Here is a 13370-nt window from a genome sequence, read left to right as displayed (position 1 = left end):
AATTTCATGCCGATGTAGCTCAGTGGTAGAGCACTCGATTCGTAATCGAGCGGCCGTGCGTTCAAATCGCATCATCGGCTTTCTATAAATAACCAAGGTTTTTAACCATCAGACTAAGCTTGCAGAGAATGTTTTACGGGCAGTCCCTGTTGGGCCTGTACACCCTAACAATCGTCTATAGCGTTCAGTTGATGAAGGGGCTGAGGCTCATTAGCACAGTTACCCACGATGCAATTGGCATATCATTTAGACCGATACATTCTCATCCAGTAATTTCTGAAAGGCATCGACTGACTCAACTAAGATCGCATCTTTGAAGAGTGCCTGCAGTTGTTCTTCATCATGCAACTGAGCCACTTGATCAGTGATTTTGTCGGGAACTAGCCCAAATCGAACCTCCAAAGCATCAATAATGCTAGATTGTCTGGTTCTTAATTCTGCTCGTCTTTCAACACTGGTGATATACGGCATTTCTCTTTCCTCTTTACAAGTACTCAACTGATCGACAAATTGATTCTTCAGTGCTGTTGGTAGGTAAATTCTTAATCAGTGGGGAAAGAGAACCGATTCCTTGTGGGAAGAGCTAAGGAGTTGTTATTTCCCTTTTGGTCAACTCAGGTCACGATCCTCCGGCAGGACTCTGTATTTTTACCGTAAACTGTAAATGCGCCACCTGGCCAACGGTATGTATCAAGGCCAGCACTTTGAGTTTTTTACACCATGTACCAAACCGCCGACCTGCATGTCGTTGAAACCCGTCCCTTGATTAGTCCTGCTCTCCTCCACCACGAAGTTCCCTTGACGGATACGGCGGCTGCCTTGGTTGCAGAAACCCGCGATCGCATCCGTAATATTCTCCGTCACAATGACCCGCGCTTATTAGTCATTGTCGGTCCCTGTTCCGTCCATGATGTAGCAGCAGCCTATGAATATGGGAAGCAGTTAGCGGTTCTGCGTGAACAACTCTCTGGGCAACTGGAAATTATCATGCGCGTCTACTTTGAAAAACCGCGCACCAGTATTGGTTGGAAAGGGTTGATTAACGATCCTCACTTAGATGGGAGTTACGACATCAACACCGGCTTGCGTTTGGCTCGGCAACTGCTGTTGGATTTAGCCCATTTGGGATTACCGGCTGCCACAGAACTCTTGGATCCGATCACGCCGCAATATATTGCGGATCTGATTACCTGGACAGCCATTGGCGCCCGGACTACTGAAAGTCAAACTCACCGAGAAATGGCCTCAGGGCTGTCGATGCCGATTGGCTTCAAGAACAATACAGATGGCAGTTTACAAGCGGCCACGAATGCCATGTTGGCGGCCAACCAGCCCCATCGTTTTCTGGGGATTAACCACCACGGCCTAGCCAGCATTGTCAAAACCACAGGGAATCCTGACACCCATCTGGTTCTGCGAGGCGGCAAGCAAGGCCCGAACTATGCCGCAGAACAGGTAGAGCAAGCGACCAAAGAACTAGCTCATCACCATCTCAATCCGCGAGTCATGGTGGACTGTAGCCACGCCAATGCCAATAAAGACCATACTCAGCAGGTCACCGTGCTTCAGGAAGTGGCTCAACAACTCAACAGTGGTTCCCAACGATTGTTAGGCGTAATGATTGAAAGCCACTTAGTAGCTGGCAACCAGTCGATTCCGACAGATCTCAGCCAATTGACCTATGGGCAAAGTATTACTGATGCCTGTGTCAACTTTGAAACCACCACTGAAATGCTGTCGACGTTAGCAGAATCAGTGCAGGGTGCAACGACATCACCCGTATCTTAAGGGGAAAAGCAGGGAAAAGCTTCGCTGTTGAGCTAAGGCTGCTTGAGCAGGGTCTTCTTCTGCTCATCTGTCAGAATGGACAGTATCCGCTGTTGAGCTAAAGCTTCCACCTCCTTTAACTGAGATTGTTGTTCGCCAGATAAACTGAGCTGTCCTATAGCGGCACTTTGGTCAGTCCCTGCTGATTTCAGAGACTGTAATTGCTGCCACTGGGCAGGGGTGAGAATACTTTGAACTTGTGCTTGTGCTAAGGATTGAATTTGTTGAGCCTGTGTCTGCTGCTCTGAGGTGAGATTGAGTGCAGCCAAACCAGATGGGTTAGAAGCAGGGGCTGGAGCTGATGGGGCTGGGGCTGATGGGGCTGCAGTACCGATTGAGCTAGATGAACGAGGTGGCTGGGTCGATGGCGTTTGCGAAGAGGTCGGCGCCGCCGATGAGGGTGAACGCTGTCCAGTTTGAAGTTTTTGCCTCTGTTCTGCGTTGAGAATAGACAACAAACGCTGTTGGGCAATGGCTTCAATCTCTTTGAGTTGGGCAATCTGAGTGGGAGAGAGATTGAGCTGAGCGACCGCTGCCCCTTTGGGGGCACCAGAGGTTTGCAAAGCCTGTAATTGGGTCCATTGCTCAGGGGTCAGCACCTTTTGAACTTGAGCCTGAATCAAAGCTTCAATCTTTTTGATTTGGGCCGTTTGGGGGGGGCTTAAGTTTAAGTGTGAGAGTGGATTCGATGAAGACGGTTGGGCGTTATTCAGTGAGCCAGAGGGGGCTGGCGAAGTTTGAGCGACCGTGTGGGATGTAGCGATCAGCGTGAATGCGATCGCACCCACAGCAGCAGATATAAGTTTGGGTTTGATCATAATCAAAAAAGTCTAGAATGCAGCAGTGGGCCTGAATCTTTACGGTGCCTTCCAGATGACAAGTTGTTAACCTGGGCCGTAAATCAAAGTGGAAGGGTCTACAAAGAAAGAAGAAAAGTCAGTCCCTTTTGTTTCACAGCATAGGACATCTTTACCCCATGCCAGATGAACAAGCCATTCTTGCAGCCAATACGGCTTTTTACCGCGCATTTGAGAAAAAAGATCTGGAGGCCATGCAAAAGATATGGTCCCACGGCATTGCCAGCGTTTGCGTTCATCCGGGTCGCGGTGAGCTGAAGGGTTGGACTGCAATTGAGTCCTCTTGGCAAAAGATTTTTCGCAATACCGCCTACCTAGAAATTGATACGAACATTATCACCGTTAATCAGAGTGGTGACTTGGCCTACGTCGTGCTGATTGAAAAGGTATTGCAGGTGGCTCAACGCCGTCAACAAAAAGCAGAATCAATGGCAACCAATATTTTTGAGCGCATGGGTCAGGACTGGTATCTGGTTCACCATCATGGCAGCCCGATTATTAGTTAAATAACCCTTGATTAGCGTACTCTTAGCCAGGCCAGCATCTGCCCTAGCGTAAGCTGCAAGTCTTGGGCAAATGTAGGGATAGGCAGAGGCATCTCAGGATCGTCCAATAATTCGAATCGTTGATCTGGGTAATAAGCAAATACTGAATGTTCTGCTGAGTTAATCAGCCAACCGAGTTGAGTCCCATGTTTGAGGCAATGCACAATTTTATGGGTGAGCTTTGTCGTGGATTGCTCAGGACTGAGAATTTCAATGATCCAGTCTGGTGGCTCAGTAAAGATATTGGCGATCGTTCCATCGGGTTTAGTGGGCAACTTATCCCATGTAAATACCGATACATCCGGTACAATCGAGCGGCCATCAAAGGTACATCGTAATTCAGGAAAAGCCCAGGCTACTCGACCCGGTTTAGTGGCGGCGTTAATGACGGTCACTAATTCACCTTGAAGGGTGCTGTGTTCTCCTTGTGGCATCGGCTTTTGAGTAACCTGTCCCTTGATAAACTCACTCGCAGGCTGGGTTGCTGGCAACTGCAAAAATGCCTCTAAGGTATGGGGTTGAGTTGCAAACTGAACCATGATGGGGGTGAATAATACTGCTGCTGGGATCTTACATTGTATGGGAGACGGCCTAGATGAGTATCGATAATACTGCTCAAGCCAGCTTTGCTCATATCTTACACAGTGCCATGCCCGACCTCACTTGCGACTCGTCACACTGTAGTTGACTAATTCCACCAACTTTTGCCGCAGGGTGTTCAGGCCCAACCGTTCTTGAGCCGAGATAAAAACGGCTTGCGGGAACTGGTCTTGAGCGAGGGCAAGAGCTTCACTCCGGACTTGATCCATTTTGTTAAAGGCAATTAATCCAGGTCCTGGTGTGATCGGCATGGTGGCGAGTAGATCCATGACTGAGCGCAAATGGTTTTCCCAATCGGGATGAGACAGATCAACCACATGCAACAATGCATCAGCATCCGTCACCTCTTCGAGGGTGGCCCGGAAGGCATCCATTAACGGCGGGGGCAGATTATGGATAAATCCTACCGTATCCGTTAACACTAACGTGCGCATCTGGTGAGTTTCAGGATCGGGAATGCTCAGACGACGGGTGGTGGGGTCCAGGGTGGCAAACAATTGATCCGCCGTATAGGCTTCGGCATTCGTCAGCACATTCAAAAGGGTAGACTTCCCGGCATTGGTATAGCCCACCACCGCCACGGAAGGAACACGCTGATGCTGGCGTCGTTGGCGCAGACGAGAGCGATGGGCCTGTAACTGATTCACTGACTGCTGCAAGGTATTGATGCGGCGCTGAATGGCTCGTCGTTCAGTCTCTAGCTTGGTTTCCCCGGGTCCCCGCGTACCAATCCCGCCACCTAAACGGGACATCGCTTGCCCTCGACCGGCTAATCGCGGCAGCATATACTCTAGTTGAGCTAGTTCCACCTGTAATTTCCCCGCTTGGGACTGGGCTCGCTGAGCAAAGATATCCAAAATAACTTCGGTGCGATCAACGATGCGCAGGCCAATTTGAGTTTCCAAATTGCGTACTTGGGACGGGGATAAGTCCTGATTAAACACAATTAGCGTCACGCCCAGGGTTTGCGCTCTCAGGGCAATCTCTTTGACCTTACCAGCACCGACTACGGTTTGGGGATGGGGGTGCGATCGCTTCTGGTAAATTGTCTCCACCACAACCCCGCCAGCACTTTCAACTAACAGCGCCACTTCTGCTAAATTCGCCTCCACTTCGAGTGGAGTGCTCGTGGGCGAGATCACCCCCACAATTAAAACCTGCTCGGCGGTCGTGGATGCACTGGATGCGGGCAGTGAACGACTAAACTCCGACTCTAAGGCTTCGACCAAATCCATCAAATCCTGTTGAGCCAGTTGTTCCAGACTCAAGGGAGAGGAAATCGTCCACGGGGTGGTGGGATCAGGAATCAGATGGGCCAGGTAGGTGGATCGGACATATCCAGTGGCGCCGCCGCCTCGGCGCTCAAATCCCGAGCCAGTCATTGTTAACACGGCTAAGGCATCCAGGCGCTGCAAAGCCATGGCTGTCAATGCCGATTCTTTCGGCACCTCTTGCTTCAGGGTGGTGGCAACACAGCGAATGCCGCTTAAGCGATCGGCACCGTATCGGGGCAATTCTAAGGGGGGAATTTGGGTTTGACGAGGAGAACCCACACCGACTCGAATCACTTGGCCGCGGCGATTCAAGTAGGCGCTAATGGGTTGATGAATATCCGTACTAATCGCAGCAAGCCGCTGGGCAAACTCAGAAGTCGTGATCCGATCGCTCGGGAGCCGCTGGTGATAGAGCCGCCGAAGCCGTTTAAGCTGGCTGGATTTTAAGCCTTTGAGATTGCCGTAAATTGTGTCGATAAGCCTGACTGGTCCTCCTGAGGCAAGACAAATCTTTGCCTCTTAATTGTAGAATCGCCGAAAAACAACTGACAACGACCGTCAACGATCCTTAATGGGGCTTACTTTTTCTGGGCCTTAAAGTACGCTTCTAGGACTTTGAGGGCAATCGGGCCTGCGGTGGATCCGCCGCCACCGCCGGTATTTTCGCCAAAGGCCACCACCACGATTTCCGGATTATTATACGGGGCATAGGCACCAAACCAGGTGTGAGAAGACCGGGGTGGGTCTTCCGCTGTACCACTTTTACCAGCGGTCGGCGGAATGCTGGGCACATTCAGGGCTTGCCCCGTACCACTGGTCACCACGGCTCTTAAACCGGAGCGAATGGTGTTCAAGGTTTGCGGCTTCAAGTTCAGTGAGGTGCGCCATTGGTCATCGGGTTGTTTGGAGTGAAATAAGTGGGGTTTCACTTTATATCCCCCATTAGCAATGGCGGAGAAAATCAGCGAGACCTGGAGGGGGCTGAGTTGGACCGCACCTTGGCCAATAGATACCATGACCGTATCGGCTGGATACCAAGCATCCTTGAAGACCTCTTTTTTCCAGGCCGGGTCAGGAATAAAGCCAGAGGATTCCCCTGGAATATCAATTCCCGTTTTCTCACCCACGCCCAGCCGTTTGGCCCAGTCAATTAAGATTTTGGGACTCGTTCCCACTCCCACTCGGCCAAAAAAGGTGTTGCTACTCCACTGCAGTGCCGTTTGGAAGCCGATGACCCCAAAGCCAGCTCCATTCCAATCGCCAACGCCATGGACAGAGGCTGAGGTCGCGACCCTTGTATTCGGTGCATATTTGCCCGATTCCATACCTGCGATCGCAGTCGCAATTTTAAAGGTACTGGCCGGTGGAAAAGCCTGCATCGCCCGATTCACAAAGGGGAATTTGCGATTTTGTAACGACTGCCATTGTTTTTCGGTCACGCCTTTGGCAAACCAGTTGGGATTAAACCCTGGATAGCTCGCCATCGCCAGAATTGAACCATTTTTGGGATTGATCGCCACGACAGCACCTTGGCGTTTTTTTAAGGCTTGTTCTGCCACCTTTTGTACGTCTAAGTCCAGGGTTAGTTTGACGTCATCCCCCGCAATCGGCGGTTTTTGTCCCAAAATCTGGACAATCCGGCCAGCACCATCCACCTCAATTTGGTTTCCCCCCCAGGCTCCCCGCAGCTTTTGTTCATAGGAGGCTTCAATCCCCAATTGACCGACAACATCGCCTAATCGGTAGGGGGTTTCCTGCGGGCGGGCCAGCTCTTCTTCACTAATTTCACCGATATAACCAATGACTTGAGACGCCAGTTCACCATGGGGATAGTACCGAATCGCCTCCTTATCGATTTCGACCCCCACAATGTCGCTCATCCGTTCCGACAAGGCCACCACTTGCGGAAAGCTGAGTCCTTGAGCCACCCGAACTAAGGAGGTGGCGTTGTAACCTTCGCGCTCCACTCGTTCCTGAATATCTGCGGTCGATATGTTCAGAATCGAAGATAAAACCTCCAAGGTTTGCGGCCACTTGTCCTCTTTCTGGGCGATGGGCCAAACAAAGACGGAGTAAGTATAGGTACTATTGGCGAGAATTCGGCCTTTGCGATCGAGAATCTTGCCCCGTTCTGGACGTTTAGGAATCAACCTGACTCGGTTCTCATCCGCTCGCTGGCGATTGAGAGCGCCTTCTGTAATTTGCAAGAAACTCAATCGAGGCACAATTGCCCCAAAGAGCAGGAGCGTAATAAAGCCGCCGAAGACAAAACAGCGGGCTCCTTCACCCACACTCCGCTGAGAACGCTGACGCCGTGATCTTGAGAAGGAATTGTTAGAAAGCGCCATTGCTCCTGTGGGATAGGGTCTACTCGAATAAAGGGAACTGAACCCATTTGCGCTATTGGGGACAAAAAGCGCTACGTCAGTCTATCGCGCTATTCTAGCCCATCAAGCCGCTGAGTAACACGACAACAACGGGCATGAACATGCTATTTTCAATCCTAAAGTGTTAAGCTTACGAGCATCCAAGCTGCCTACCCTTGCGCATTATCTATACCTATGGTAGAGAAATGGACTATTGGATAGCGGCTGGACTCGTGGCACCTGGGTGTGGAGTGTATAATCCAATGTCTGTTACCTCTCAATCTAAACGGAAAAGTGTGACCAAAAGCGATCGCACCATTGAGCCTTCTAAATTTGCTCGAAAAGTAGCGGCAGTCGCCAAGGACGTCAATCTATTTGGAACCGATGGTATTCGGGGACGGGTTGGCCAGCACTTAACCCCTCAGTTGGCCTTGCAAGTCGGCTTTTGTGCTGGACTGGAACTGGGGCAACAGGCGTCGGCCCACCAACCCTTTATTCTGGGCCAAGATTCTCGCAACTCTAGCGATATGCTGGCCATGGCCCTCTCCGCTGGTTTGACGGCTGCCGGGTTAGATGTTTGGCATGTGGGCCTCTGCCCAACCCCCACTGTCGCCTATCTGGCGCATCACACTGACGCGGTGGGTGGCGTGATGGTATCAGCCAGCCACAATCCGCCAGAGGATAATGGCATCAAATTTTTCCAGGCCAATGGGACTAAACTGCCCCCCACCCTTCAGGCCCGCATTGAACACCGGATCAAATCTCACAATCCGCAGCCGGAGCGCTGGGGGCATCATTATTACCGACCTGAATTAACCCAAGCCTATACGGAAGCCATTCAAACACCACTCCAGTCCCAAGTCACGTTTCAAGGTCTGCGGGTGGTGTTAGATCTGGCTTGGGGGGCGGCTACTCAGTTGGCTCCTGCTGTTTTTACCGCCATGGGAGCAGAGGTCATTTGTCTCCACGATCAGCCCGATGGGGATCGGATTAATGTCCATTGCGGTTCCACCCATTTAGAACCACTCAAAGCGGCTGTTCATCTGCACAACGCGGATATTGGGTTTGCCTTTGACGGGGATGCGGATCGGGTGCTGGCGATCGATTCCCAAGGACGCACCGTCGATGGTGACTACATTCTCTATCTATGGGGCAAAGCGCTACAAGAGAGACAACAATTGCCAGATAATCTGATTGTGGCCACAGTGATGTCCAATCTTGGCTTTGAACTAGCTTGGCAACAGCAAGGCGGTACCTTAATTCGAGCAGCGGTGGGCGACCAAAATGTTCATTCTGAAATGCTCAGTCATGGATCAATGTTGGGGGGTGAACAGTCGGGCCATATCCTCTGCCCCCACTATGGTGTGAGTGGAGATGGTCTATTGACGGCTCTGCACCTGGCAACCATTGTTTGCCAAAGCCAAACCCCATTATCAGAGTTGGTGAGCCATAGCTTTCAAACCTATCCCCAAATCCTGAAGAATGTACGAGTGGAAGACCGCGATCGCAGAAAAAACTGGCAGGACTGTCAACCGTTGCAAACGCTAATGGAGCAGGCGAATCATGCCATGGGCGATCAAGGGCGAATCTTAGTGCGGGCGTCTGGAACAGAACCTTTAATTAGAGTGATGGTGGAAGCCCAACATCCAGAGATGGCGACCCAATGGACCGATCGGCTCGTGGGTGCAGTTGCTGAACATTTGGCGTAGGTTAAAGAATGACTAGTCTAAAGGATGACTAAGCCGCCATCCACCTCTAAACGCTTATATTCACTGAGGTTTACGTAGCGTTCGGCCAAGGTCTCAGCATGGCTGGGATCCAGCCAACCCAGTTCCCGCAGTAGGTGGATGGCGACGGCATATTTGGCTCGCTTTGCCCCATCCTTGACTTTAATGGCCAGCCCAAGTCCTTCCCCCACTCGCCCCACACATTGAACGCCTTCGGCTCCGGATTTACTGACCAGTTCGCCTGCGGCTAGGGTCATCAGGTCCGTATCGAACTGACCTTGGCCAGCCACCAATGTTGGATGGTGGATCATGGCTCGCATCACTCGTTCTATATTGAGGTTATTGCCAGCGCTCAGGTGAGCAAAGAGTGTCGCAATCTGCCCTAGCTGCATAAAATAGGTCGGTACCCCACAGTCATCATGGGCGCCCATAAATTCTGCCGCTGGCATCTTTAACAGTTCCGCCATTTGGTTGAGCACCAGTTGCTGAATGGGGTGCTGCCGGTCCATATAAGTGGCCAAGGGCCAGTGACATTGCTGGCAAATGGCTAGCATCCCTGCATGTTTGCCCGAGCAGTTATGCTGCAAAGGGCTTTCAAGCCCCTCGGGAATGGGGCAGTGCAAAGCGGTGGGATCGATATCGCAATGCCAGAGGATATTAAAAACTTGCCGAACCTGCTCAATGGTATGTCGATGTGATCCGCACATAATGGCGAGATCTCGATCATTGAGATCAAAATGCTCCATGGTTCCGCTCGTCGTCACCGCTAGGGCCTGTATGGGTTTTAAGGCCGAGCGAATAAAACAGGATGTGTCAGGCTGGCCAGCGATGGAGAGCATCCGGCCCCTGGTATCACAGACAACGGCTTCAGCGTGGTGCTTGGATTCAATAATCCCTTCCCGCAGCAGGTGGATCTCTAGTGCAGGGCTATGATGGCGTTTTCCCATGGTCATGGGTAAGACTCTAGCATCTGATGTCTATCGGGTAAATATATTTGTCAACGGGGTTTTCCGTCAGTGGGGGGTGAGCAAAAACCAAAGCCCTATTTCTGCCAGTAAAATGATGCCTAACCGCACTAAACTGCGACGCAATCGCTGCAAAATGGGTTGTACTTCGTAGGTCCCAATTAAGCGTTCTCGATCGAGCACCTCTACGGGTTTTGTCCAGTATTGGCCGTCATACCAACCGGTTTCTTCATAGAAAATTTTCTCTCGCAAGAGGCGATCGCACACATAAGACCAGCCCAGATACAGGCGGACGATCAGTAGCAACAGGATCCCAGTGGCCACCACAGTGAGGGTTAAGACAAATTGGCTAAAGGCCTCTGTCAAGGAAAAGCTGGTAGCGGCAAAGGGGGCAGCGACGAGACTGGCCAGACTGCCTAACCGAACCCCCCGGTTAAGATACGCCGCGTCTTCTAAGGTTGCCCAGCGAAAGAAACAGGATTCTTGCAAGCTTTGATACTCATTTAGGGGCTGTTGCTCAAGGGGGACCGGACAGTTGGGAACAGGAGCGTTCATTCATTTATGTCAATTGAGAGGGGGATGGGTGAACCTGAAACTAGAAAAACCTACACTGCTAAAGGATCCATCCTTCAAGTCACCTATTTATCCTAGATCAACTTGCTCAAGAAACTCACAAGCGGCAGCTCCGTCGATTTTATCTAGCATGTGGCTCCAGAGCATTCCACCACTGATAGTGGCAGAGAAATGCGGTGGTCAATCGAGCGGGCAGTCCTCTATACCTTCGCCCCTCCAGTCAACGCGCATCCTTTACTCCTGTGCCTTTGGAGATAAGCTTAAGGTTTAATTTTAGGTATGAGAGGAGTCCGTCTGACTCCGGAAAATACCAAACGCGGCGGTATAACCATGTAAAAAGGTCGTACCCGCAATGGGGCCAATTTCACCATTACAGAAAAAGCCACTCACAGGAATGTCTTGAAAATAACGACTAAACAGTTGAGAATCAAAGTCTGGTTCTCCATAGAAGCGTTCTCCTCGTCCTAAGCAGTCAAATAGCAAAGCTGCCGTTGGCTGAGACTTATTTTGGGGATATTTCAGGAAATATTGCCGGAGCAGATCTTCCAGATCATCCGCAGAAGCTTGGGCATCTCGCAAATGAAATTGGATGCGTTGCCCAGGACGGATGCGATCGCCAATAGCAATCGCCCCAATTCGTGGATCCACGCCAATTAAATTGCGAATCAGAAAATCGCCAGGTTCCAGATTTTGCTTAAACTCATCACAGACAATACCGATCGAAAGGGAGTGCTGGGCCAACTCTCGTTCTTCGGCATCCAAATCTTGTACTAAGGCTTGTAGCGCTTCCAAGGGAGTTTGTAATTCAACCCGATCGCTATTTAAGGTGGCTTCTACCGGCACCGTTTGCTCTTCCACTTGCAGCACCACATTCCGCTCGGCTTCAGCCACCCGATAGGGTTGGCCAATGGGGCGACAGCCTTGAGCCACAATCGTTTCGACCATTATATTGCCACTGAGGGCAACCCCCACCGTGCCCTCCTGGTAGAGCTGATCGTCACAAAACAGACCACTGCCATTCCAAGAGGTTCGGCCACTTGTCAGGCCCCCAATTTTGACGGCATTGGGATAGGCATAATCTAACCCCTGGAGAAGGTCATTAATCTTAGAACTAGAGGGATCCGCAAACAGAATAAAATGGGGCTGATGAGCCGGATCTACTTCCAATAACTCGGTCCAAGTGAGCGGAGAACTATCTGGATCGGGCAGCTCGTCTTCATAAATATGGAAGGTTTGAATATCGACCCCAGGCAGTGATGCTAGCGTAAGCGTTATGCCAGGTTCCTCTTCTACTTCAGTAGTGTCGCCATCCTGGGTGGGACCAATCACACCATTGCCACCACAACCGATAAAATGTTGAATCGGCAATTTCTCCTGCAACAGAGGCTGTATACGAGGAAACTCGCTGGCAAAGGTGGTAGAGATGAACAGGAGCGCCAAATCTGCAGGTGCATCTAAGGATTGTGACGCTGTTGCAATCACTTCATCCAGAGCGGCTTCTAGGGAGGGTTGCATTGATAGTGCACTAGCCCACTTCATCTTTTCTCCTTAGGAGTATCCCATGACATCATGTCGACTTAGCCAATGCGACTGCATCCGGTTTAGAGCATTGACTGGCCTGTTTAAAGGAAGAGCGGCAATATCGAATGGGGGTATCACATGAACACTCTAATATGTCTGTTGTTGGTTTGACAGCGATCCGCTAAAACTACCTTTCATTAAGATCGAAGGGACAACAGCCAGTATCCTAGATACATCCCTGCGTTTGACCTTCTAGCGTGAAGGTAACCCCTCACTGTTTTAAGATTATGGCCCTAGATAATTTACGAAATCTGTATCAACAAGTCATCTTAAAACATTACAAAAAGCCTCATCATCACAGGACAACGGATTCAGTCCATCGTCAGCAACGCGGACATAACCCGTCCTGTGGCGATACGAATGTGCCACATTGACCTGGCATACGCTCAAGGCGGCCTTAGAACATCAGAGTGTAAAATCAGCGGATGACTTTGTCAGCAACGAGGAGATTAATTCATGCCCACCCCTAGCCCCGAGTTTTTTCAGCAAGCTGGTCAGTGGTGTGCACTCCTGATGCTTGCCAGTGGTATTTTTACGGGCCTAGCCTTTGTGTTTAAGTGGGGAATCCGCTTTCGGTTTGTGGGTATCACCAGCTTGTTAGTCGTCCTCACAGGAAGTTTACTGGCCTTAAGCTTTTTCCCCTTAAGCAAAGCCGTTATCCCAGGCGCCGCTAAGTATAATTTGGTTTATGATCTAGCCGGTCCCCAAGTGGTGATTACTGTTCCGCCCACCATCACCCCCTCAACTCTGGAGGCCACCCTTCTGCAAGCGTCAGAAAATTTGTTTTCTCCGGGACGAGGCGGCAGCGGTGCCCAGCAAATGACCATCAAAGTTCGCACCATTCTGCATCAGAAATCAGGCATGTCCCAACTGATCCCTTTAGGAGAAATTCAGCGTTCCTTGACGGTGCGCAATGACCCTAACGCTAAAATCACTCTGAATGAAGAGAATTTAGAAGCTTTGGCTACAACAACTTTTGATCCCGCCTCTAGTTAAAATCAGATAGAATGTCAGCTTTCCCAGCCAGTCAATGGGGATCATGGGAGGACTGACCC

Annotated in this window: 12 protein-coding genes, 1 tRNA gene and 1 pseudogene; 6 read left to right on the top strand and 8 right to left on the bottom strand. The window is 50.7% G+C overall.

Annotated elements, in window-relative coordinates; all coding sequences use genetic code 11:
* The first annotated feature begins 8 nt into the window (after positions 1-8).
* Positions 9-80 (top strand) — tRNA-Thr (locus tag Q0986_RS04475).
* 166 nt (positions 81-246) lie between these two features.
* Here the strand turns inward: Q0986_RS04475 and Q0986_RS04470 are convergent.
* Positions 247-471 carry a hypothetical protein gene (locus tag Q0986_RS04470; protein ID WP_299404639.1) on the bottom strand — a complete coding sequence of 75 codons (225 nt, stop codon included), beginning with the start codon at positions 469-471 and terminating at the stop codon, positions 247-249.
* A gap of 249 nt (positions 472-720) precedes the next feature.
* Between Q0986_RS04470 and Q0986_RS04465 the strand changes: the two genes are divergently transcribed.
* Positions 721-1788 carry a 3-deoxy-7-phosphoheptulonate synthase gene (locus Q0986_RS04465; protein WP_299404635.1) on the top strand — a complete coding sequence of 356 codons (1068 nt, stop codon included), beginning with the start codon at positions 721-723 and terminating at the stop codon, positions 1786-1788.
* 32 nt (positions 1789-1820) lie between these two features.
* On the opposite strand, the gene Q0986_RS04460 is transcribed toward Q0986_RS04465, so the two are convergent.
* A complete protein-coding gene (locus tag Q0986_RS04460) occupies positions 1821-2645 on the bottom strand; it encodes a hypothetical protein (protein ID WP_299404632.1) in 825 nt (274 codons plus the stop codon).
* Between the two features lie 158 nt (positions 2646-2803).
* Between Q0986_RS04460 and Q0986_RS04455 the strand changes: the two genes are divergently transcribed.
* Positions 2804-3190 (top strand): nuclear transport factor 2 family protein, encoded by a 387-nt coding sequence (locus Q0986_RS04455; RefSeq protein ID WP_299404627.1) that lies wholly within the window; start codon positions 2804-2806, stop codon positions 3188-3190.
* Positions 3191-3201: 11 nt separating this feature from the next.
* On the opposite strand, the gene Q0986_RS04450 is transcribed toward Q0986_RS04455, so the two are convergent.
* The 3 genes from Q0986_RS04450 to mrdA form a co-directional block, all read right to left on the bottom strand.
* The gene (locus Q0986_RS04450; protein WP_299404624.1) at positions 3202-3768 is read right to left on the bottom strand and encodes a Uma2 family endonuclease; all 567 of its coding nucleotides are present in this window, start codon (positions 3766-3768) and stop codon (positions 3202-3204) included.
* Between the two features lie 120 nt (positions 3769-3888).
* On the bottom strand, positions 3889-5415 hold the full coding sequence (hflX, locus tag Q0986_RS04445) for a GTPase HflX (RefSeq protein WP_366918513.1): 1527 nt from the start codon (positions 5413-5415) through the stop codon (positions 3889-3891).
* A gap of 266 nt (positions 5416-5681) precedes the next feature.
* A complete protein-coding gene (gene mrdA, locus Q0986_RS04440) occupies positions 5682-7451 on the bottom strand; it encodes a penicillin-binding protein 2 (RefSeq protein ID WP_299404621.1) in 1770 nt (589 codons plus the stop codon).
* Positions 7452-7732: 281 nt separating this feature from the next.
* On the opposite strand from mrdA, the gene glmM reads away from it, so the two are divergent.
* Complete coding sequence (gene glmM / locus Q0986_RS04435) at positions 7733-9178, top strand: phosphoglucosamine mutase (protein ID WP_299404618.1); 1446 nt, start codon at positions 7733-7735, stop codon at positions 9176-9178.
* Between the two features lie 17 nt (positions 9179-9195).
* Here the strand turns inward: glmM and Q0986_RS04430 are convergent, their stop codons facing one another.
* The 3 genes from Q0986_RS04430 to Q0986_RS04420 all read right to left on the bottom strand — a co-directional run bounded on the left by Q0986_RS04430 (position 9196) and on the right by Q0986_RS04420 (position 12273).
* A complete protein-coding gene (locus Q0986_RS04430; protein WP_299404614.1) occupies positions 9196-10149 on the bottom strand; it encodes an asparaginase in 954 nt (317 codons plus the stop codon).
* A gap of 60 nt (positions 10150-10209) precedes the next feature.
* Positions 10210-10716: a CGLD27 family protein gene (locus tag Q0986_RS04425; RefSeq protein WP_299404612.1), complete on the bottom strand. Its 507-nt coding sequence runs from the start codon at positions 10714-10716 to the stop codon at positions 10210-10212.
* Between the two features lie 291 nt (positions 10717-11007).
* Positions 11008-12273: an FIST N-terminal domain-containing protein gene (locus Q0986_RS04420; RefSeq protein ID WP_299404609.1), complete on the bottom strand. Its 1266-nt coding sequence runs from the start codon at positions 12271-12273 to the stop codon at positions 11008-11010.
* A gap of 269 nt (positions 12274-12542) precedes the next feature.
* On the opposite strand from Q0986_RS04420, the pseudogene Q0986_RS22885 reads away from it, so the two are divergent.
* A pseudogene (locus Q0986_RS22885) lies at positions 12543-12829 on the top strand (hypothetical protein).
* Positions 12772-13311 carry a Ycf51 family protein gene (locus Q0986_RS04415; RefSeq protein WP_299404606.1) on the top strand — a complete coding sequence of 180 codons (540 nt, stop codon included), beginning with the start codon at positions 12772-12774 and terminating at the stop codon, positions 13309-13311. The pseudogene Q0986_RS22885 and the gene Q0986_RS04415 overlap by 58 nt, the downstream one beginning before the upstream one ends.
* Positions 13312-13370: the final 59 nt, after the last annotated feature.

The sequence above is a fragment of the Acaryochloris sp. IP29b_bin.148 genome (genome assembly GCF_028285565.1).
GTDB lineage: Bacteria > Cyanobacteriota > Cyanobacteriia > Thermosynechococcales > Thermosynechococcaceae > Acaryochloris.
Note: the sequence above shows the minus strand (reverse complement) of the source record. Positions and strands in the feature narration are given on the sequence as shown.